Annotated in this window: 19 protein-coding genes and 1 pseudogene; 10 read left to right on the top strand and 10 right to left on the bottom strand. The window is 70.6% G+C overall.

Annotated features, from left to right (window positions below; genetic code table 11):
- Positions 1-42: 42 nt before the first annotated feature.
- From ACE3T5_RS16840 to hutC, 5 genes are read right to left on the bottom strand one after another with little or no spacing between them, the layout of a single operon-like run.
- Positions 43-1,401: a formimidoylglutamate deiminase gene (locus ACE3T5_RS16840; RefSeq protein ID WP_374669243.1), complete on the bottom strand. Its 1,359-nt coding sequence runs from the start codon at positions 1,399-1,401 to the stop codon at positions 43-45.
- The gene (gene hutG / locus ACE3T5_RS16835; protein ID WP_374669242.1) at positions 1,391-2,191 is read right to left on the bottom strand and encodes an N-formylglutamate deformylase; all 801 of its coding nucleotides are present in this window, start codon (positions 2,189-2,191) and stop codon (positions 1,391-1,393) included. Before hutG ends, ACE3T5_RS16840 begins: the two co-directional genes overlap by 11 nt.
- On the bottom strand, positions 2,188-3,402 hold the full coding sequence (gene hutI / locus ACE3T5_RS16830; protein WP_374669241.1) for an imidazolonepropionase: 1,215 nt from the start codon (positions 3,400-3,402) through the stop codon (positions 2,188-2,190). The genes hutG and hutI overlap by 4 nt, the downstream gene beginning before the upstream one ends.
- Positions 3,399-3,971, bottom strand: a complete 573-nt coding sequence (locus ACE3T5_RS16825; RefSeq protein ID WP_374669240.1) for a HutD family protein — start codon at positions 3,969-3,971, stop codon at positions 3,399-3,401. The genes hutI and ACE3T5_RS16825 overlap by 4 nt, the downstream gene beginning before the upstream one ends.
- A complete protein-coding gene (gene hutC, locus ACE3T5_RS16820) occupies positions 3,968-4,699 on the bottom strand; it encodes a histidine utilization repressor (protein WP_374669239.1) in 732 nt (243 codons plus the stop codon). The genes ACE3T5_RS16825 and hutC overlap by 4 nt, the downstream gene beginning before the upstream one ends.
- Before the next feature lie 141 nt (positions 4,700-4,840).
- Between hutC and hutU the strand changes: the two genes are divergently transcribed.
- The 7 genes from hutU (at position 4,841) to ACE3T5_RS16785 (ending at position 11,824) form a co-directional block, all read left to right on the top strand.
- The gene (gene hutU / locus ACE3T5_RS16815; protein ID WP_374669238.1) at positions 4,841-6,544 is read left to right on the top strand and encodes a urocanate hydratase; all 1,704 of its coding nucleotides are present in this window, start codon (positions 4,841-4,843) and stop codon (positions 6,542-6,544) included.
- A gap of 7 nt (positions 6,545-6,551) precedes the next feature.
- Positions 6,552-8,099, top strand: coding sequence for a histidine ammonia-lyase (gene hutH / locus ACE3T5_RS16810; RefSeq protein WP_374669237.1), 1,548 nt, complete (start codon positions 6,552-6,554; stop codon positions 8,097-8,099).
- Positions 8,100-8,146: 47 nt separating this feature from the next.
- Positions 8,147-9,091 (top strand): ABC transporter substrate-binding protein, encoded by a 945-nt coding sequence (locus ACE3T5_RS16805; RefSeq protein ID WP_374669236.1) that lies wholly within the window; start codon positions 8,147-8,149, stop codon positions 9,089-9,091.
- A gap of 2 nt (positions 9,092-9,093) precedes the next feature.
- Positions 9,094-9,888 carry an ABC transporter permease gene (locus tag ACE3T5_RS16800; protein WP_374669245.1) on the top strand — a complete coding sequence of 265 codons (795 nt, stop codon included), beginning with the start codon at positions 9,094-9,096 and terminating at the stop codon, positions 9,886-9,888.
- Complete coding sequence (locus ACE3T5_RS16795; protein ID WP_374669235.1) at positions 9,873-10,673, top strand: ABC transporter ATP-binding protein; 801 nt, start codon at positions 9,873-9,875, stop codon at positions 10,671-10,673. The genes ACE3T5_RS16800 and ACE3T5_RS16795 overlap by 16 nt, the downstream gene beginning before the upstream one ends.
- 73 nt (positions 10,674-10,746) lie before the next feature.
- Positions 10,747-11,520, top strand: coding sequence for an SDR family oxidoreductase (locus ACE3T5_RS16790; RefSeq protein WP_374669234.1), 774 nt, complete (start codon positions 10,747-10,749; stop codon positions 11,518-11,520).
- A 22-nt stretch (positions 11,521-11,542) separates the two neighbouring features.
- Positions 11,543-11,824 carry a hypothetical protein gene (locus ACE3T5_RS16785; protein WP_374669233.1) on the top strand — a complete coding sequence of 94 codons (282 nt, stop codon included), beginning with the start codon at positions 11,543-11,545 and terminating at the stop codon, positions 11,822-11,824.
- A 7-nt stretch (positions 11,825-11,831) separates the two neighbouring features.
- Here ACE3T5_RS16785 and ACE3T5_RS16780 read toward each other — a convergent pair whose 3' ends face one another.
- Positions 11,832-12,116, bottom strand: coding sequence for a hypothetical protein (locus ACE3T5_RS16780; RefSeq protein WP_374669232.1), 285 nt, complete (start codon positions 12,114-12,116; stop codon positions 11,832-11,834).
- Positions 12,117-12,218: 102 nt separating this feature from the next.
- Positions 12,219-14,840, bottom strand: a complete 2,622-nt coding sequence (clpB, locus tag ACE3T5_RS16775) for an ATP-dependent chaperone ClpB (RefSeq protein ID WP_374669231.1) — start codon at positions 14,838-14,840, stop codon at positions 12,219-12,221.
- A 100-nt stretch (positions 14,841-14,940) separates the two neighbouring features.
- Here clpB and ACE3T5_RS16770 point away from each other — a divergent pair, with 100 nt between their 5' ends.
- Complete coding sequence (locus ACE3T5_RS16770; RefSeq protein ID WP_374669230.1) at positions 14,941-15,510, top strand: hypothetical protein; 570 nt, start codon at positions 14,941-14,943, stop codon at positions 15,508-15,510.
- Positions 15,511-15,525: 15 nt separating this feature from the next.
- Here the strand turns inward: ACE3T5_RS16770 and ACE3T5_RS16765 are convergent, their stop codons facing one another.
- Both ACE3T5_RS16765 and ACE3T5_RS16760 read right to left on the bottom strand, forming a co-directional pair.
- Positions 15,526-16,758 carry a flavin-dependent oxidoreductase gene (locus ACE3T5_RS16765; RefSeq protein WP_374669244.1) on the bottom strand — a complete coding sequence of 411 codons (1,233 nt, stop codon included), beginning with the start codon at positions 16,756-16,758 and terminating at the stop codon, positions 15,526-15,528.
- Entirely contained in the window at positions 16,758-17,774 is a 1,017-nt protein-coding gene (locus ACE3T5_RS16760; protein ID WP_374669229.1) for a tripartite tricarboxylate transporter substrate binding protein, read from the bottom strand. The genes ACE3T5_RS16765 and ACE3T5_RS16760 overlap by 1 nt, the downstream gene beginning before the upstream one ends.
- Positions 17,775-17,841: 67 nt before the next feature.
- Between ACE3T5_RS16760 and ACE3T5_RS16755 the strand changes: the two genes are divergently transcribed.
- Both ACE3T5_RS16755 and ACE3T5_RS16750 read left to right on the top strand, forming a co-directional pair.
- A complete protein-coding gene (locus tag ACE3T5_RS16755) occupies positions 17,842-18,330 on the top strand; it encodes a MarR family winged helix-turn-helix transcriptional regulator (RefSeq protein WP_374669228.1) in 489 nt (162 codons plus the stop codon).
- A gap of 58 nt (positions 18,331-18,388) precedes the next feature.
- Positions 18,389-19,384, top strand: a complete 996-nt coding sequence (locus ACE3T5_RS16750) for a Bug family tripartite tricarboxylate transporter substrate binding protein (protein WP_374669227.1) — start codon at positions 18,389-18,391, stop codon at positions 19,382-19,384.
- A gap of 13 nt (positions 19,385-19,397) precedes the next feature.
- On the opposite strand, the pseudogene ACE3T5_RS16745 reads toward ACE3T5_RS16750, so the two are convergent.
- Positions 19,398-19,571: pseudogene (locus ACE3T5_RS16745) on the bottom strand (molybdenum cofactor biosynthesis protein MoaE); the annotation flags it as partial.

Genomic DNA, 19,571 nt, shown 5'->3' with positions numbered 1-19,571 from the left:
CCAGCCGGGAGGCCCGCCTGCGCGGGCATGACGGGGGGGGCATCAGCCCTGCCAGAGACTCCGCATCGCCGCCACAAAGCCAGGCGCGGTCTCCACCGCGGGCACGCGCCGCCCCGCCACATACACCTCACGCGGTTCAGCAGAGGGACTGGAGAACACCAGTCCGTCCAGCAAGTGATCCTCAGGAATCCCGAGCAAGCCATCCGCCGCGTCATCGACCACCTGGAAGTCCGCCCGCTGCCCCACCGCCAGACCCGCCAGCGGCACGCCGGCCGCGGCGCTGCCGCCCTCCAGCGCGCCATCGAAGAGCGCGCTGGCCGTGCTCTCGCACAGGGCCGCTCGCGCGGTGACATTGCGCTCCCGCAGGGCGAAGCGCTGCGAGTACTCCAGCAGGCGAAGTTCTTCCGTCCACGAGCGCGTGACATGGCTGTCGGAGCCGATGGACCAGCGGCCGCTCTGGCCCAGCCAGCCGGGCAGATCGAACACGCCGTCGCCCAGGTTGGCCTCGGTGCTGGGGCAGATCACGATGGCGGCGCCGCGTGCGCGCAGGCCGGCCAGCTCATGCGGCGTGGTGTGCGTGGCGTGCACGAGGTTCCATCGTGCATCGACCGGCACGTGATCCAGCAGCCATTCGATGGGGCGCTGGCCCAGGAAGGTGCGGCAGTCCTCGACTTCACGCACCTGCTCGGCGATGTGGATGTGCACCGGCCCCTCCGGAGCCGCGGCCACCAGTTCACGCAGGGCTGCTTCGCCTACCGCACGCAGCGAGTGGATCGCCACGCCAGCGCGCACGAGCCCGCCTTCGCGAGCCACACGCTGCGCCACCTCGGCGATGAAGCCGGGCGTGGAGGCGAATCGGCGCTGGTCTTCGCGCAGGCCCTCGGCGCCGAAGCCGGCGCGCATGTACAGCGTGGGCAGCAGCGTCAGGCCGATGCCTACCCGCCGCGCGGCGCGTACCAGTGCCAGGGCCAGTTCTGCCGGCTCGGCATAGGGGCGGCCATCGGTGTCGTGATGCAGGTAGTGGAACTCGCACACCTGCGTGTAGCCCGCGCGCAGTAACTCGGCGTACAGGTGGGCGGCGATGGCCTCCACCTGCTCGGGCGAGACGCGCAGCGCCGCCGCGTACATGCGGTCGCGCCAGCTCCAGAAGTCATCCTGCCCGCTCGGGCTGCGCTCGGTCAGGCCCGCGATGGCGCGCTGGAAGGCGTGGCTGTGGCCGTTCACCAGACCGGGCAGCACGGGGCCGGGCAACCGCAGCGCACCCTGCGCTTCCGCGGCGGGGCAATCGGTGCGCACGCCTGCCCAATGGCCATCTTCGCCCACGGTCAGCAGCACCTCGCTGGCCCAGCCGCCGCCTACCCAGGCCCGCGGCGCCAGGAAGCGCGCCGCCTCACTTGCCATGGATCGCCTTGGCCGCGTTCAGCGCCGACGTGACCAGGTCGCGCAGCACCGGCTGGATGTCGCGCGCCTTCACCTCCTGGTAGTCGAAGGGCAGCGTCTCGCGCATGTACAGCTTCTGCGCCATCTCCAGCTGGATGGCGTGGATGCCTTCGGTCGGCTTGCCATAGTGGCGCGTGATGTAGCCGCCCTTGAAGCGCCCGTTCACCGCGTGCGTGTACTGGAAGTGCCGGCCACAGGCGTTGGCCACCGCCTGCTGCACGCGCGGATCGCAGCTCGTGCCGCCGGCGGTGCCGATGTTCAGATCCGGCAGCGTGCCCTCGAACAGCCAAGGCAGCTCGCTGCGGATGCTGTGCGCGTCCCACAGCACCACGAAGCCGTGCTGCTTGCGCAGGCGCTCCAGCTCACGAGCCAGGGCGTTGTGATACGGCTGCCAGTAACGCGCGCGCCGCTCCTCGCGCTGCTCGGGCGTGAGCGACTGGCCGTCGCGATACAGCGGCTCCCCAGTGAAGAAGCGCGTGGGGCACAGCTCGGTGTTGGCCGCGCCGGGATACATTGGCGTGTCATCCGGCGGGCGGTTCAGGTCGATGATGTAGCGCGAGACGGTGGCGCGCACCACGGTGGCGCCCATCTCGTCGAGGAAGTTGTACAGGCGCTCGAGGTGCCAGTCGGTGTCTTCCACATCGCGAGCGCGCGGCACCAGCGCGGTGGTCAGCGCGGGCGGCATGCGGGTGCCGATGTGCGGCATGCTCACGACGAGCGGGGCGCGGCCCGGGATCAGGTGGACACTCATCGGAGGACTCCTTCGAAAACGGTGGCCCGGCACGGGCGCGCGCCGATGGCATAGCAGAGCTCGGCGGGATGCGCCACGTCCCACAGCACGAAGTCGGCGCGCAGGCCGGCGGCCAGCCGGCCGCGATCGGCCAGGCCCAGGGCGCGGGCGGCTTCGCGCGTGGCGCCGGCCAGGGCCTCTTCCGGCGTCAGGCGGAACAGCGTGCAGGCCATGTTGAGCATCAGCAGCAGCGAGGTGCAGGGCGAGGTGCCGGGGTTGCAGTCGGTGGACACGGCCATCGGCACGCCCAGGCGGCGCAGCAGGTCGATGGGCGGGAGCTTCGTCTCCCGCAGGAAATAGTAGGCGCCCGGCAGCAGCACCGCCACCGTGCCGGCGCGGGCCATGGCCTGCGCGCCCGCCTCCGACAGCCACTCGAGATGGTCGCACGACAGCGCCTGATGCCCGGCCGCCAGCGCGGCGCCGTCCATGTCGCTGAGCTGCTCAGCGTGCAGCTTCACTGGCAGGCCGGCCGCCCGCGCAGCCACGAAGACCCGCTCGGTCTGCTCGCGGCTGAAGCCGATGCGCTCGCAGAAGGCATCCACCGCGTCCACCAGGCCCTCGGCCTGCAGCGCCGGCAGCATGGCCACCACCTCGTCGATGTAGGCATCGGGCCGGCCGGTGAACTCCGGCGGCACCGCGTGTGCGCCCAGGAAGGTGGTGCGCACCGAGACGCCCTCGCCCGCGCCCAGGCGGCGCGCCACGCGCAGGCAGCGGGCCTCATGCGCCAGCGACAGGCCGTAGCCGGACTTGATCTCGACGGTGGTCACACCGTCTTCGCGCAGCGCCTGCAGGCGGCGAGCGGCGGACTCGAACAGCTCGTCGTCCGAAGCGGCGCGGGTGGCGCGCACGGTGGAGGCGATGCCGCCGCCGGCCCGCGCGATGTCTTCGTAGCTGGCACCCAGCAGCCGCTGCTCGAACTCCTGCGCGCGGTTGCCGCCCCACACCAGGTGGGTGTGGCAGTCGATCAGGCCCGGGGTGACGAGTGCGCCGCCGCCGTCGTGGGTGATCTCGCAGCGCTCCAGCAGGTCATCCGGCAGGTCGTCGCGCGGGCCGACCCAGGCGAGGCGGTCGCCCTCGACCACGAGGGCCGCTTCCTCGATCAGGCCATAGGGGCGGGCGGCGGGCGCATCCATCGTCGCCGCCTGGCAGTTCGTCCACAGCGCGAGGCTCACGCCACCACCTCCATCCAGAGCATCTCCCTTGCTTGCACCTGGCCCGACCAGGGGCCCTGCGTCACCCGCCACGCGAGTGTGCGCGCCGGCAAGTCGCCGCTCAGTCCGGGCAGCGTGACCGGGTCGGCGTGAGCATACGCGGCCACCAGGGTGCCCGCCCCCACCGCCACGTGCAGTCCTTCACGAATGCGCTGCATCCGTGCACGGCCCGGTGGCGCCATCAGGTTGAAGTCCAGCGTGGGGCCGTCCAGCAGGCGGCACGTTGCCACCGCGCCGCCGTCGAAGCGCAGGGGGGCCGAGGTGGCATCGAGGGGGTGCGCCGTGCCATCGATCGTGAGCGCGACGCCCGCGCCTTGCAGCACCGCGAACCAGCGTTCGATGCCGGCGAAGGCGGAGAACGGCCCGTCGGCGGCAACCTCGGCGACCGACAGGCGCACCTGCCAATCGTCGGCGCGCGGCCAGGCCAGCAGCTCGCGGGTGACGCCGCCGCCGTTGCGCCAGGGCATGGGCGGCACGCGGTCGAGCGGCACGAGCTGCCAGTCCGTAGCGGACATCGCGAACGGGCTCACGCCTGAAACTCCCCCTGCACGGTATAGCGCGACCCCGGATGCACCAGCCGGCCCAGGCTGGCCACGTTCGGGCCGCTCACGGTGCGGCGCACCACCACCAGGCAAGGCTCGCCGCGGCGGATGCCGAGCTGCTTCGCCTCTTCGGCGCTGGGCAAGGCGGCCTCGATGGTGTAGCTGGCCTCGGTGAGTGGCGCCACGCGCAGCAGGTGCGAGGTGGGCGACTCGCGGGTGAAGTCCGTGCGCAGGTAGTCCGGCGCCGCGGCGGGGTTCACCCAGCGGTCCTCGTACTGGATGGGCACGGCGTTCTCCTCGTGCACCAGCACGGTGTGGAACAGGCGCGCGCCCTTGCGCAGGCCGAAGACCTGCGCCAGTTCGGCGGTGGCCCGGGCCTCCTCCACCGTCAGCACCCGGGTGGCGTGCAGGTGCCCGCGTTCGGCCGCCTCCTCGTGGATGTCGCGGATGACCAGCTGCGACGAGATGCGGTGCAGCTGGGCCACCTTGGTGCCCGAGCCCTGCACGCGCGTCACCAGGCCGTCGGCCGCCAGCTCGCGCAGCGCGCGGTGCGCCGTCATGCGGCTGATGCCGAACTGCGCCATCAGCGCCGCCTCGCTGGGCACGGCGTCGCCCGGCTTCCAGGCGCCGGCCACGATGTGCTGGCGGATCCAGGCCTTGACCTGCTCGTACGCCGGCAGCGGGGCCGCCTCGGCGGCGGATGGGGTTTCCGACATGGGGCGCGAGCATATCCCAAAAATCCCCAGTTGACACGAGTTGTATAGACAACTATGCTCCGCGCCATCGAGTTGTATAGACAAGTTGCCGGCCACCCCCGCCCCCCGATCCCGCCGGCCACCTGAACCTGGAGCCCCACCATGTCCGACCTGTCCCAGACCCCGCACCTCGCCGCTGGCCCGCGCCCGGTGAAGGCCCCCCACGGCACGCAGCTCACCTGCGCCAACTGGGAGATCGAAGCCGCCTTCCGCATGATCCAGAACAACCTGGATCCGGCCGTCGCCGAGAACCCCGACGCCCTGGTCGTCTACGGCGGCATCGGCAAGGCCGCCCGCAACTGGCCCGCCTTCGAGACCATCCTGGACTGCCTGCGCCGCCTGCAGCCTGATGAGACGCTGCTGGTCCAGTCGGGTAAGCCGGTCGGCGTGTTCCGCACCCACGCCGGCGCACCGCGCGTGCTGATTGCCAATTCCAACCTGGTGCCCAAGTGGGCCACCTGGGAGCATTTCAACGAGCTGGATCGCAAGGGCCTGATGATGTACGGCCAGATGACGGCCGGCTCCTGGATCTACATCGGCACCCAGGGCATCGTGCAGGGCACCTACGAGACCTTCGCCGAGGCGGGCCGCCAGCACTACGGCGGCGACCTGGCTGGCCGCTGGGTGCTGACCGCCGGCCTGGGCGGCATGGGCGGCGCGCAGCCGCTGGCCGCCACCTTCGCCGGCGCCTGCTCGCTCAACATCGAGTGCCAGCAGAGCCGCATCGACTTCCGCCTGCGCACGCGCTACCTCGACAAGCAGGCGAAGGATCTGGATGAGGCCCTGGCGATGATCGCCCACCACACCGCCCGCAAGGAGGCGGTCTCCATCGGCCTGTGCGGCAACGCGGCGGACATCGTGCCGGAACTGGCTCGGCGCGCGCAGGCCGGCGGCCTGCGGCCGGACATCGTGACCGACCAGACCTCGGCGCACGACATGATCAACGGCTACCTGCCCTCGGGCTGGACGGTGGAGCAATGGCAGGCCGCGCAGAAGGATCCCGCGCAGCACGCCGCGCTGAAGCAGGCCGCGGGTGAATCGTGCGCGAAGCACGTGCAGGCCATGCTGGCCTTCCACGCGATGGGCGTGCCCACCGTGGACTACGGCAACAACCTGCGCCAGGTCGCGCAGGATTTCGGCGTGGCCGATGCCTTCGCCTACCCCGGCTTCGTGCCGGCCTACATCCGCCCGCTGTTCTGCCAGGGCGTGGGGCCGTTCCGCTGGGTGGCGCTGTCCGGCGACCCGGAAGACATCCGCAAGACCGACGCGAAGATGAAGGAGCTATTCCCGAACAACCGGCACCTGCATCGCTGGATCGACATGGCCGAGGAGCGCATCGCCTTCCAGGGCCTGCCGGCGCGCATCTGCTGGATCGGCCTGGGCGAGCGGCATCTCGCGGGGCTTGCGTTCAACGAGATGGTGCGCAAGGGCGAGCTCAAGGCCCCCATCGTGATCGGCCGCGATCACCTGGACAGCGGCTCGGTCGCCTCGCCCAACCGCGAGACGGAGGCCATGCGCGACGGCAGCGATGCCGTGAGCGACTGGCCGCTGCTGAACGCCCTGCTGAACACCGCCAGCGGTGCCACCTGGGTCAGCCTGCACCATGGCGGCGGCGTGGGCATGGGCTATTCGCAGCACTCGGGCGTGGTGATGGTGTGCGACGGCACGGCCGCCGCCGACGAGAAGATCCGCCGCGTGCTGTTCAATGACCCGGCCACGGGCGTGATGCGCCATGCGGACGCAGGCTATGAGATCGCTCGCGATTGCGCGCGGGCGAACGGCCTGAACCTGCCGATGATGGGTTGATCGCGGCATGACGGCACCCCTGACGCTCACACCAGGCGCGGTCACGCTGGCGCAGTTGCGAGAACTGGCCTCTCGTCCTGGCGCCCAGGTGACGCTCGACCCCGCCTGCCGCCCCGGCATCCGCGCCAGCGCGGCGCGCGTGCGCGCCGCCACCGAGGGCGACGCGCCGGTCTACGGCGTGAACACCGGCTTCGGCAAGCTGGCCAGCAAGCGCATCGCGCGCGAAGACCTCGCGCTGCTGCAGCTCAAGCTGCTGCGCTCGCACGCGGTGGGCGTGGGCGAGCCGCTGTCCGCACCCGTCGTGCGGCTCATCCTGCTGCTGAAGGCCACCAGCCTCGCGCGCGGCTTCTCCGGCGTGCGCGAGGAGGTGGTGGACGGCCTGCTCGCCCTCTACAACCGCGGCGTGACGCCGGTCGTGCCCTGCCAGGGCTCGGTCGGCGCATCGGGCGACCTGGCGCCGCTGGCGCACCTGTCCCTGCCCCTCATCGGCGAGGGGGAGGCCTTCTTCGACGGCCATCGCCTGCCCGCCGCCGAGGCCCTGCGCCTCGCCGGCTTGCGGCCCCTGCAACTCTCCGCCAAGGAGGGCCTGGCCCTCATCAACGGCACGCAGGTCTCCACCGCGCTGGCGCTCGACGCCCTGCTCACCGCGGATCACCTGTTCGAGGCGGCGGTGATCGCCGGCGCACTGACGCTCGACGCCGCACGCGGCAGCGACGGCCCCTTCGATCCGCGCATCCATGCGGTACGCGGCCAGCCCGGCCAGATCGAGTGCGCCACGGCCTATCGCGCGCTCACCGCCGGCAGCGCCATCCGCCGCTCGCACCTGGAGAACGACGATCGCGTGCAGGATCCGTACTGCCTGCGCTGCCAGCCGCAGGTCATGGGGGCCTGCCTCGACCAGATGCGCTACGCCGCCGGCGTACTGATCCGCGAGGCGAATGCGGTCACCGACAACCCGCTGGTGTTCGACGACACCATGATCTCCGGCGGCAACTTCCACGCCGAGCCGGTGGCGCTGGCCGCCGACGCGCTGGCCGTGGCCATCGCCGAGATCGGCGCCATCGCCGAGCGGCGCGTGGCCATGCTGGTCGATACCGTCGTCTCGCGCCTGCCACCCTTCCTCACGCCCGACGCCGGGCTCAACTCCGGCTTCATGATCGTGCACGTCACGGCGGCCGCGCTCGCCTCCGAGAACAAGTCGCTCGCCCATCCTGCCAGCGTGGACAGCCTGCCCACCTCCGCCAACCAGGAGGACCACGTGAGCATGGCCACCTTCGCGGCGCGGCGCCTGGGTGCGATGCTGGCCAACACCTCGCGCATCGTGGCCATCGAGCTGCTGGCCGCCGCGCAGGGCATCGAATTCCTGCGGCCGCTCGCCAGCTCGCCAGCAGTGGAAGACGTGCTGCGCCTGCTGCGCGGCGTGTCCCCGGCCATGATGGCCGACCGCAGCCTGGCGCCCGACATCGAAGCCGTGCGTGACCTGGTGGCCGAAGGCGCCGTGGGCCACGCCATCGAGACGCGCATCCCCGAGCTGCTGGCCTTGCGCCTGGCATGAGCCGTGCATAGAGTTCCCGCTTTCCAACCCTGACGGAGAAACCCCCCATGAAGAAGCTGTTCGCGCTGTCCCTCTTCGCCCTCGCGGCCGCCACGGCGCAGGCCCAGGAAACCAAGGTCGCCATCGGCATCTCCGGCTGGACCGGCTTCGCGCCGCTGACGCTGGCCAAGGAAGCCGGCATCTTCAAGAAGAACGGCCTGGACGTGTCGATCAAGAAGATCCCGCAGAAGGACCGCCACCTGGCCATCGCCTCCGGTGACATCCAGTGCGCCGCCACCACGGTGGAGACGTGGATCGTGTGGAACGCCAATGGCGTGGCCACGACGCAGATCTTCCAGCTGGACAAGAGCTACGGCGCGGACGGCATGGTGGTCAAGCCCAACATCGCCAAGATCAGCGACCTGAAGGGCAAGACCGTGGCCGCCAGCGCGCCCGGCACCGCGCCCTACTTCACCCTGGCCTGGATGCTGAGCAAGAACGGCCTCAGCACCAAGGACGTGAAGATCGTCAACCTGGAGCCGCAGGCCGCCGCCAACGCCATGATCGCCGGCACCGGCGGGCTGGACGCCGCGATGACCTACGAGCCCTACCTGGGCGCGGTGCGCGCCAAGCCCGAGGCCGGCAAGATCATCGCCACTACGCTGGACTACCCGATGGTGATGGACACCTTTGGCTGCACGCCGAAGTTCCTGGCCGACAACGCCAAGGCCGCCAAGGCACTCGCCGACAGCTACTTCGAGGCGGTGGAGATGATCCGCAAGGACCCGAAGAAGAGCTTCGAGATCATGGGTGCCGACGTCAAGCAGACGGGCGAGCAGTTCGAGGCGAGCCAGAAGTACCTGCGCTGGCAGGACCGCGAGGCGAACCAGAAGTTCTTCGCCGGCGAGCACGCCGCCTTCAGCAAGGAGGCCGCCAACCTGCTGCTGGCCGAAGGCATCATCAAGCAGATCCCCGATCTGTCGAAGCTCGCGGACACGCGGTTCCTGAAGTAACCATCACGCCGTCGTTGCCGCGCATGAAGCCGCTTCACCCCGTCGCTCCCGCCACGCGCATCGCGCTGGGCATCTCGTTCTTCGTGGTGTTCTTCGCCGTCTGGGCGGTGGCCACGCTGGGCGGCTTCGTGCCCAAGACCTTCCTGGCGGATCCGCTCACCATGGTCGCCTCAGGCTGGGATCTCCTGGCCAAGCAGGGCTTCCTCAAGGACATCGGCATGACCGTGTGGCGCGTGGTGGGCGGCTTCCTGATCGCCGCCGTCATCGCGCTGCCGCTGGGCGTGCTGATGGGCGCCTACAAGCCGGTGGAGGCGTTCTTCGAGCCCTTCGTCAGCTTCGCGCGCTACCTGCCCGCCTCGGCCTTCATCCCGCTGCTGATCCTCTGGGCCGGCATCGGCGAGGCGCAGAAGCTGGCGGTGATCTTCATCGGCTCGTTCTTCCAGCTCGTGCTGATGATCGCGGTCACCGTGGGCAACACCCGGCGGGACCTGGTGGAGGCGGCCTACACGCTGGGCTCCGGCGACCGCGGCGTCGTGCTGCGGGTGCTGCTGCCCTCCAGCGCACCGGAGATCGCCGAGACGCTGCGCATGGTGCTGGGCTGGGCCTGGACGTATGTGATCGTGGCGGAGCTGATCGGCGCTTCCAGCGGCATCGGCCACATGATCACCGACAGCCAGGCGCTGCTGGCCACCGACCAGATCATCTTCGGCATCATCGTCATCGGCCTCATCGGGCTGGTGACCGACTTCGCCTTCAAGGCGCTCAATCGCAAGGTGTTTCCATGGGCCCGGATCTGAAGGCGGTGCTGCAGGCGACCGGTGTCGCCAAGACCTTCCCGGGCGCGGGCGGCGGCACGGTGGCCCTGCAGGCCACCGATCTGCTGGTGCAGGAGAACGACTTCATCACCATCCTCGGCCCCTCGGGCTGCGGCAAGAGCACGCTGCTGCGCATGGTGGCGGGTCTCGATACGCCCAGCGCCGGCCTGATCACGCTCGACGGTCAGCCCGTCAGCGGACCCGGCCCCGACCGCGGCATGGTGTTCCAGAGCTACACCCTGTTCCCCTGGCTCACGGTGCTGCGCAACGTGTGCTTCGGCCTGCGCGAGAAGGGCCTGCCGGTGGCCGAGCAGGAGGCCATCGCCCGGCGCTTCATCGCCAAGGTGGGCCTCAGCGGCTTCGAGCACCACTATCCGAAGCAGCTGTCCGGCGGCATGCAGCAGCGCACCGCGCTGGCCCGCGCGCTCGCCAACAACCCGCGCATCCTGCTGATGGACGAGCCCTTCGGCGCGCTCGACCACCAGACGCGCGAGCTGATGCAGGAGCTGCTGCTGTCGATCTGGGAAGACGAGCGCAAGACCGTGCTCTTCGTCACCCACGACATCGACGAGGCCATCTTCATGGCCAGCCGCGTGGTGGTGATGAGCACGCGGCCCGGCCGCATTAAGTGCGATCTGCCGGTGCCGCTGCCGCATCCGCGGCACTACGCGATGAAGACCACGCCCGCGTTCATGGACCTGAAGGCGCGACTGACGGAGGAGATCCGGGTGGAAGTGCAGCGCGCGGCCGGGCTCGCGCCCGCCTGAGCCCCCTGTCGCCTCCGCGGCTGGCAAGCGGCAGGGTCGCGGCGCATACTCCCCGCGTCAAAGGAGATGGCACATGGAGATCCAGGGCAAGGTGGCGGTTGTCACCGGCGGCGCCAGCGGCATCGGCGCGGGCATGGCGAAGCGCTTCGCGCAGGAAGGCGCACGCGGCGTCGTGGTGGCGGACGTGAACCTCGAGCGCGCGCAGGGCGTGGCCGATAGCATCGGGCCGCAGGCCATGGCCGTGCGATGCGACGTGAGCCGCGAAGCCGACATCCAGGCACTGGTGGCTGCGACGCGTGAGCGCTTCGGCCAGGTGGACATCTATTTCTCGAACGCCGGCATCCTCGGCCGCATGGGCGGCATCGAGCTCGACGATGCCCTGTGGGACAGCATGTGGAAGATCCACGGCATGGCCCACGTGTGGGCGGCGCGTGCGCTCATGCCCGAGATGGTGGCCCGCGGCGAGGGCTACTTCCTCGTCACCGCATCCGCCGCCGGACTGCTGAACATCGTGGAGACCGCCCCCTACGGCGTGACCAAGCACGCCGCCGTGGCGATCGCCGAATGGCTGCGCATCGCCTACGGCCGCAAGGGCGTGCGCGTGTCATGCCTGTGCCCGCAGTCCGTGCTGACCGACATGACGGCCGGCGGCACTGGCTCCGCCGGCGTGAACGGCGTGCTCACGCCCGAACAGGTGGCTGAAGTGGTGGTGCAGACCATGCGCGAGGAGAAGTTCCTCGCCCTGCCCCACCCCGAGGTGGCGCAGTACTTCGCCGGCAAGGGGCAGGACTACGACCGCTGGCTGGGCGGCATGCAGAAGCTGTACGCCAAGCACATGGGCGGCTGAAGGCCACCTGCCCGCCCCACCCGTGGCCCCGTTCTTCCGCAGCAGCCGCGTGTGGGTGGTCGACTTCCACCATGAGGGCCGCGCACGCCGGTGGCTCAAGGCGCTGCCCGAGCAGGCGGATGCCGAGGCGCACATGCGCGCGCTGCTGAACGACTGGTATGGCGATGCCGCCGTGCTGGCCACGGTGAGGCCTGCCACGGCGGCGGAGGAATCGGACTACATCCAGGGCCGGCTGCCGCGCAACATGCTGTGCCCGACCGGGCGTCTGCCCACGGGCGACGTGCGCCCCCCAGACGGCGCCTGAGCGCCGCTCAGCGCAGCGGCAGGTCGCGCGCGACGACGTCGGTCACATCGGCCTGCGGCGCCAGACGGCGCGCGCCGCCGGGCCGCGCCCGGGCCATCACATCCGAGAACCCCTGCCGCACACCGAAGCGCGCCACGAAGGGCTGCACCGGCCGGCCGGTGAGGCGCGCCCAGGTCCGGCGCACGGCCCAGACGAGCACCAGCAGCCCGAAAGCCACCGCCAGGCTGACGGCGAACACCAGGGCCGCGGCGAACAGCACCACGCGCAGGAAGAAGCGAAGGACAGTGGCCATGTGCGGGAACGCCCCTTTCAGAAACAGGACAGCCGGAGTATGCACCCCGGCTGTTAGGCCCGAATGAGCAGCGGGGGTTCCCGCCGCCCGTCACCCGCGCACTCAGGCGGCCTGGGCCTCGCGCGGCGCGGCCGCCGCCTCGAAGCGGAACACGCCCGGCTCCCGCACCGGATCCACCTCCACCGGGATGGTGGACTTGGGCGGGAAGCGCCCTTCCAGGATCAGCTTGGACAGCGGGTTCTCGATGCGCTGCTGGATGGCCCGCTTGAGCGGCCGCGCGCCGAACACCGGGTCGAAGCCCACCTTGGCGAGTTCCGCCAGCGCAGCCGGCGCCACCTGCAGATGCAGGTCCATCTTCGCGAGGCGCTGCTCCAGCACGCGCAGCTGGATCTTCGCGATCTTCGCGATGTGGTCCGCGCCCAGGCCGTGGAACACCACCGTCTCGTCGATGCGGTTCAGGAACTCGGGCCGGAAGTGGTTCTTCAGCTCATCCCACACCGCGTCCTTCACGTCCTCGTAGGGTTGCCCCACCATGGCCTGGATCATCGGTGAGCCGATGTTGCTGGTCATGACGATGACCGTGTTCTTGAAGTCCACGGTGCGGCCCTGGCCGTCGGTCAGGCGGCCGTCGTCCAGCACCTGCAGCAGCACGTTGAAGACGTCGGGGTGGGCCTTCTCGACCTCGTCGAGCAGGATCACGCTGTAGGGCTTGCGGCGCACGGCCTCCGTCAGGTAGCCGCCCTCGTCGTAACCCACGTAGCCCGGGGGCGCGCCGATCAGCCGCGCCACCGAGTGCTTCTCCATGAACTCGCTCATGTCGACGCGGATCAGGTGCTCCTCGCTGTCGAACAGGAAGTTCGCGAGCGCCTTGCACAGCTCCGTCTTGCCCACGCCGGTGGGGCCGAGGAACAGGAAAGAGCCGGTGGGGCGGTTCGGGTCCGACAGGCCAGAGCGGCTGCGGCGGATCGCGTTCGCCACCGCGCTGATGGCCTCGTCCTGGCCGACCACGCGCTCGTGCAGGCGGTCTTCCATCAGCAGCAGCTTCTCGCGCTCGCCCTGCATCAGCTTCGACACGGGGATGCCGGTGGCGCGTGCCACCACCTCGGCAATCTCCTCGGCGCCGACCTGCGTGCGCAGCAGCTGCGGCTTGCCGGTCTTGCCCTTGGCGGACTCGCTCTCCTGCGCTTCCTTCAGCTGCTTCTCCAGCGCCGGCAGCTTGCCGTACTGCAGCTCGGCCACCTTGTTGAAGTCGCCCTTGCGGGTGAACTCCTCGATCTGGTGGCGCAGCTTGTCGATCTCTTCCTTCACGCTGGCGCTGCCCTGGGCCTGGGCCTTCTCGGCCTTCCAGATGTCCTCCAGGTCGGCGATCTCCTTGGCCAGGCGGGTGATCTCTTCCTCGATCAGGCCCAGGCGCTTCTGCGAGGCCTCGTCCTTCTCGCGACGCACGGCTTCGCGCTCGATCTGCAGCTGGATCATGCGGCGATCCAGGCGGTCGATGGCCTCGGGCTTGGAGTCGATCTCGATCTTGATCTTGCTGGCGGCCTCGTCGATGAGGTCGATGGCCTTGTCCGGCAGGAAGCGGTCGGTGATGTAGCGGTGGCTCAGCTCGGCGGCGGCCACGATGGCCGGGTCGGTGATCTCCACGCCGTGGTGCACCTCGTACTTCTCCTGCAGGCCGCGCAGGATGGCGATGGTCGCCTCCACCGTCGGCTCGCCCACCAGGATCTTCTGGAAGCGGCGCTCCAGCGCGGCGTCTTTCTCGATGTACTTGCGGTATTCGTCCAGCGTGGTGGCGCCCACGCAATGCAGCTCGCCGCGCGCCAGCGCGGGCTTGAGCATGTTGCCGGCGTCCATGGCGCCCTCGGCCTTGCCGGCGCCCACCATGGTGTGCAGCTCGTCGATGAAGACGATGGTCTGGCCCTCGTCCTTGGCCAGCTCGGTCAGCACGTTCTTCAGCCGCTCCTCGAACTCGCCGCGGAACTTGGCGCCGGCCAGCAGCGCGGCCATGTCGAGCGACAGCACGCGCTTGTTCTTCAGCGTCTCGGGCACTTCACCCGCCACGATGCGCTGGGCCAGACCTTCGACGATGGCCGTCTTGCCCACGCCGGGCTCGCCGATCAGCACCGGGTTGTTCTTGGTGCGGCGCTGCAGCACCTGGATGGCACGGCGGATCTCCTCGTCGCGGCCGATCACCGGATCGAGCTTGCCCATGCGGGCGCGCTCGGTGAGATCCAGGCAGTACTTCTTGAGGGCCTCGCGCTGGCCCTCGGCCTCGGCGCTGTTGACGTTCTGGCCGCCGCGCACGGCGTCGATGGCGGCCTCCAGCGCCTTGCGGGCCAGACCGTTCTCACGCGCGATGCGGCCGATGTCCTGCTTGGTGTCGGCCACCGCCAGCAGGAACAGCTCGCTGGCGAAGAACTGGTCGTTGCGCTTGAGCGCCTCCTTCTCGGTCTGCTGCAGCAGCACGCCGAGATCGCGGCCCACGCCGATCTGCTCCTGCCCCTGCACCTGCGGCAGCTTGTGCATGGCGCCTTCGGCGGCCGCCAGCAGGCCGGGCACGTTGACACCGGCGCGCTGCAGCAGCGCGCGCGGGCCGTCCTCCTGCCGCAGCATGGCCACCAGCAGGTGGGCCGGCTCGATGTAGGCATGGTCGTTGGCCAGCGCCAGGCTCTGGGCGTCGGCCAGGGCTTCCTGGAACTTGGTGGTGAGTTTGTCGAGTCGCATGGAAATTTCTCCGATTGCCGCTCAGATGGGCTTCACCAGGGGGTTTTCAAGCACCAGTCTAGGGCGCACGGGGGCGGCCGGGCTGACTAGAATCAAACCCATGCAGATCCACCAGATGTCGGCCAGCTACGTGGCGGAGCAAGACCGCGTGCTGGTGCGGATCAACACCGTCGAGGGGGAGGAGATGCGCCTGTGGCTCACCCGCCGCCTGATGGCCGGGCTGTGGCCCGTGCTGACGCGGCTGCTGACCGAGCACCTGCTCAAGCTGGAGGCCGCCGGCTCCTCGCTGGCCGGCGCCAACCCCGAGCTGAAGCAGATGCTGACCGACTTCCGCAAGGAGGAGTTCCTGCAGCAGGCGGACTTCGACACGCCCTACAAGGAGTCGCAGGTGCGCCTGCCGCTCGGCGAGGAGCCGCTCTTGGTGATGGACGTGGAGGCGACGCCCCTCGCCAGCGGGCCGCTGCGCCTGAACTTCCATGAGCGCGCGGGCGGTGGTGAGACGCGTACCCGCAGCTTCCAGATGGAGATGTCGGTGCAGCTCACGCAGGGCCTGATGCACCTGCTGGACCAGGCCATGGCGAAGTCCGGCTGGCGTGAGCCGTTTGCGGCGCCTGTCGCGCCCGAGGTCGCGCCGGAGGCCGGCGAGGCGCGGCCGCGCTATCTGAACTGACCGGCGGGCACCCGTTCAACCCGACAGCCGCGCCAGCGAGAACCCCGCCACCTCCTTGTAGGCCTCCGAGATGCGGCGCAGCTCCTCCTGGCTGACCAGGTCGTCGATGCTGCCGGCAAAGGGCTGGTGACCGCTCAGCTCGTCGGCCTTCATGATGATGAAGTCCGGCGGCACGGTGCGGTTGGTCTGCACGATGCGGGCGGTGGGCCCCAGACGCGCGGACTCGTAGCGGGCCAGCGCCTCGCGCGGGTCACCGCCTTGCGCCAGCTCGCCCGCCAGCGTGGCCGCATCGATCAGCGCCTGCGCGCTGCCATTGGAGCCCCGGGGGTACATCGGATGCGCCGCGTCGCCCAGCAGCGTGATGCGGCCGAAGGTCCAGCGGTCCACCGGGTCGCGATCGACCATGGGGTACTCGAACACCTGCACCGCGTTGCGGATCAGCGCGGGCACATCCAGCCAGTCGAAGCGCCAGTCGGCGTAGAACGCGGCCACGTCGTCCGGCCGGCCGGGGCGGTTCCAGTCGTTCATCGCAGCGCCGTCGCGGCGGATCTCGGCCACCCAGTTCACCAGCTGGTTGCCGGCGCCATCCACGTTGTCGACGATGGGGTAGATCACCATCTTGCCGGTGTCGATGGAGCCGATGCGCAGGTAGCTGCGGCCGCTGAGGATGGGCGGATGCACCGTGACGCCGCGCCAGGTGTTGATGCCGGCGAAGGCCAGCTGCTCCTGCGGGTAGAACTGCCGCCGCACGGCGGAGTTCACGCCGTCGCAGGCGATCACGATGTCCACCCGCTGCTCGGGCTGGCGGCGCCCCAGGCTGTCCTGGAAGCGCAGCGTCACGCCCGCTTCGTCCTGCTCGGCACCGGTGCAGCGGTGGTCCAGATGCACCTTCGCGGCGCCCAGCCGCGCGCGGGCTGCCCGGTACAGCACGGTGTGCAGCTTGCCGCGGTGGATGCCGATCTCGGGCAGCGCGTAGCCGGCGTGACGCCCCCTTGGCTCCCGGTACACGAACTGGCCCCAGCGGTTGTAGAACACGCTCTCCTGGTTCTCGATGCCCATGGCCTCGATCTCGGCCTGCAGGCCCAGTGCCGCGAGCTCGCGCATGCCGTGCGGGAGCAGCGTGATGCCGACGCCGATCTCGCGGATGTCGGGTGCGGCCTCGAACACCTCGCACGCCACGCCGCGCGCGTGCAGCCCCAGGGCCAGGGCCAGGCCACCGATGCCCCCACCCACGATGGCGATGCGCATCATTCGGCCTTGATGCCCTGCGCGCGGATCAGCCGCGCCCAGCGATCGGCGTCACGCTCCACCAGGCGGCGGAACTCGTCCGGCGTGCCGGTGGCAGGGTCCATGCCCTGCGTCTGGAAGGCGGCTCGCACCTCGGCGGTGCCCAGCAGCTCGTTGATCTCGCGATTCAACCGGGTGACCTGGTCGGCCGGCGTACCGGTCGGCGCGAAGATGCCGTACCACATGTCCACGTCCACGCTGCCGGCCCTCGCCTCCGCCAGCGTGGGCAGGTCGGGCAGCAGCGGGTGCCGACGGGCGCTGCCGATGGCCAGGGCCACCAGCTTGCCGCCCCGCACCTGGGGCAGCGCCACGTGGATCGGCAGGAACATCGCATCCACCTGGCCGGCGACGAGATCCGTCACCGCCTGCGCGCTGCCGCGATAGGGGATGTGGGTGAGGAAGACGCCCGCCGTCTGCTTCAGCAGCTCCATCGACAGGTGATGCGGGGTGCCCACGCCGGGGCTGGCGTAGTTCAGGCGGCCCGGCCGCGCCCGCGCGGCGGCCAGCAGGTCACCGGCGCTGCGGAAGCCGGTCTGCGCGTGCGTCACCAGCAGCAGCTGGCCCCAGCTGGTGAGGGCGACCGGCACCAGATCCTTCACCGGGTCGAACGGCAGCTGCGGGTACAGGCTGCGGTTCATCACCAGCGTGTTCACGCTGACCAGCAGCGTCTGGCCGTTCGGGGCCGCGCGAACCACCGCCTCGGTGCCGATGTTGCCGGAGGCCCCGGGCCGGTTGTCCACCACGACCGGGCGGGCGAGGCGCTCCGACAGGCGCGGGCCGAGCGTGCGGGCGATCAGGTCGATGCCCGTGCCGGGCGTGAACGGGACGATCAGTCGCATCGGGGCGGCGGCGGCCGGTGCCTGTGCGGCGGCAGGCAGGCAGGCGGCCGCCAGGCTGGCGGCGCCCCACTGCAGGAGCTGGCGGCGCAGCGGGCCGGACACGCGGCGCGCGGACGACAAATTGGCATTCGATTGCATGCTAACCAGTATGGCGGGGCCGGCGCCGGTGCACAATCCCTGCCAGTCCCATCCCGCCGCATCCACCTTGGCCGCACCGAAGAAGACGCCTGACCGACTCGCCCGCCTGTACGCGCGCCCCGGCTTCCTGCTGCGCCGCGCGCACCAGATCTCCGCCGCCGTGTTCGAGGACGCCTGCCGCGACCTGGGCCTGACGCCGGCGCAGTTCGGCGTACTCACCGTGCTGCAGTCGCATCCGGGCCTGGGCCAGTCCAGCCTGGCCCGCGCCCTGGGCTTCGACAAGGTCACGGTGCTGCGCGTGCTGCGCGGCCTGCAGGCGCGCGGCCTGGTCGCACGCGGTCCGGCCCAGGACAACCGACGCAACGTGAGCGTGTCCCTCACGCCGGAGGGCGTGAGCCTGCTGCGGGCGGCCCAGCGGCCGGCAGAGCGAGCCTATCAGCGGCTGATGGCCCCGCTGGACGAGGCGCAGCGGGCCACCCTGATCGACCTGCTGCAACTGCTCACCGGCGAGCTGGAGGACGAGGCCCGCGCCGCCTTCGTGCCGCCGGGCGCCTGAGGCCGCCGGCCCCTGCGTCGTCAGGTGCCTGAAGGCCGGCGCCGCTAAGCTGGGGCGCATGTCGATGACCCGCCCCACCCTCACTCCGCGCACCGGTCGCCGCCTGCTGCTGGCCGGCCTGATCGCCCTCGCCACGGGCCTGGCCCAGGCCCAGGCCCCTGCCCCCAACACCGTCCGCCTGCTGGTGGGCTTCCCGCCCGGCGGCGGCACGGATGCGATTGCCCGCACGCTGGCCGACAAGCTGAAGGATGCGCTCGGCGTGCCAGTGCTGGTGGACAACAAGGCGGGCGCCGGCGGCCAGATCGCCGCCCAGGCGCTGAAGGCCTCGCCGCCTGATGGCTCGGTGCTGTTCCTGAGCCACGACCATTCCATCTCCATCCTGCCCCTGGTCACGAAGAACCCCGGCTTCGACCCCGCCACGGACTTCGTGCCAGTGGGCGGCTTCGCCACCTTCGCGAACGCGCTGGCCGTCTCCGGCGGCACGCCGGCGAAGTCGCTCGCCGAGTACGTGGCCTTCGTGCAGGCGCGCGGCGGCAAGGACACCGTGGGCGTGCCCGCACCCGGCTCCATCCCCGAGTTCATGGTCGGCCTGGTGGGAGCGCGCTACAAGCTCGACCTGCAGTCCGCGCCCTACCGCGGCAGCGCGCCGATGATGGCCGACATGCTGGGCAACCAGATCAAGGCTGGCGTCGCCTCCATCCCCGACTTCATCGAGAACCACAAGGCCGGCCGCGTGCGCGTGGTGGCTGTCATCGGCGACAAGCGTCAGCCGGTGCTGCCCGATGTGCCCACCTTCGCCGAACTGGGCCTCGCCGGCCTGGAGGAACTGCCCTACTACGGCGTGTTCGCGCCGGCGGGCACGCCGCAGGCCACGCTGGACCGCTTCAACCAGGCCCTGGCGGGCGTGCTCGCGCAGCCGGACGTGAAGGAGAAGCTCACGGCCATGGGCCTCACTGTGGCGCACCAGCCGCAGGCGGCCTTCACTGCGCGCGTGAAGAGCTACACGCAGACCTGGGAGCGGATCATCCGCACCAGCGGCTTCCAGCCGAAGTAGGGGCGGCTGGCGCTCAGGCCGGCGGCACGGCGGGCCCGTTGCCGCTGGCGATGCCCCAGCGGCGCAGCGCCTCGTCGTCGGCCACGCGGGCGTCGACCCAGCGCTCGCCCTCGGGCGTGGCTTCCTTCTTCCAGAAGGGCGCCTGGGTCTTGAGGTAGTCCATCAGGAACTCGCAGGCGCGGAAGCT

The organism is Ramlibacter sp. (genome assembly GCF_041916345.1).
Lineage (GTDB): Bacteria > Pseudomonadota > Gammaproteobacteria > Burkholderiales > Burkholderiaceae_C > Ramlibacter.
The sequence above is the reverse complement of the archived record's forward strand: the minus strand, read 5'-3'. Positions and strand labels throughout refer to the sequence as shown.